Here is a 1,235-nt window from a genome sequence, read left to right on the forward strand (position 1 = left end):
CTTCTTGTAATAGTATTAATAGCATTATTCATAGTATAAGCCTTAGAATATCCTCCATTATAACCTAAACCTATCTCTGGAGTTAAAGTATGCTTAGTATTAAGCTTTATATTCATCCCCATATTAACATTAGCATCATAAGCATAAGATTTAGGTTCTCCTTTAAATTCTGTTTGTCCTACCCTTTCATAAATATCATTTTGTATTAAACCAAATTGTGAAGAGAATTTAGAAAAGAGTTCATAATCTTTATAATTAAAAGGATGATAATACCTAACTCCTGCATAATAGGTTCTATTATTTAAAGCTAGAATATCTGAAGGATAAGTTTTAGAACTAAAATCATCATATCCTCCATAAATCCCATAAATATCTTTATTGTTAGGATTTAAATAACTATAACCAAAGATAACCCCTTTAGTATGTCCTTTAGAAGTTAATCCTCCATTTAAAGAAGTATCACTCTTAGAGATATAAGGAAGCATAAAGGCTAGATGATTCTTATCTTTATTTTCACTAGAAGTTCTAAGTAAAGCATCACTGGCTAAATTATCAAAGTTTGCATAAATAGCTCCTTCCTCATAAGCCTTATTAAAGTTAGAATACACATTAGCACTTCCTTGATTATGGATTAAATGAACCGCATTCATAGCATTACCCATTACAGAATTAACAAAGTTTGCTCTAGCTTGGGTATTACTAATGAGTGTTTTTCCTAATGCTGCTGCTGAAGTCTTAGCACCATCAATAGAAAAGCTTAGGGTTTTACTAACAGCATCTAAATTAATATTAACACTAGGATCATTAGTTTTAAATTCTGCTTTAGCAAAGACTTTAGAATTAATCTCTGCAGGATTACTTATACTAGTATCTTTAGAAGTATCAATATTAATAACATTTTTAGGATCATTAACTAAAGAGGAGAGATTAGTAATATTTCCTGCATCAAAGGTAACATTAGAAACACTTACAACACTTAAATTAGAACCTGTTATTTCTAAAGGTTTAACCTCTCCTTTAGAATTAGCAGAGACTAACCATTCTTGAACTTCTACTTTACCACTTCCATTGCTTTCTATTTTAGTAGTATCACTAACTTTACCTGTATTGTTTATACTTAAACTACCACTTCCCTCATTTTTAATATTAGCCCCTATACTAGCATTACCTGTATTACTAAGACTTAAAGCACCAGAACCAGAGTTAATAATATCAGATTGTAAGGTGGCATTACC

1 protein-coding gene is annotated in these 1,235 nt (G+C 30.0%); it reads right to left on the reverse strand.

Annotated features, from left to right (window positions below; translation table 11 throughout):
• Nucleotides 1–1,235, reverse strand: a 1,235-nt coding sequence (locus tag LS72_RS10475) for an autotransporter outer membrane beta-barrel domain-containing protein (RefSeq protein WP_138155355.1), incomplete at both ends; no start/stop codon positions are given.

Source organism: Helicobacter apodemus (assembly GCF_000765745.2).
Lineage (GTDB): Bacteria > Campylobacterota > Campylobacteria > Campylobacterales > Helicobacteraceae > Helicobacter_D > Helicobacter_D apodemus.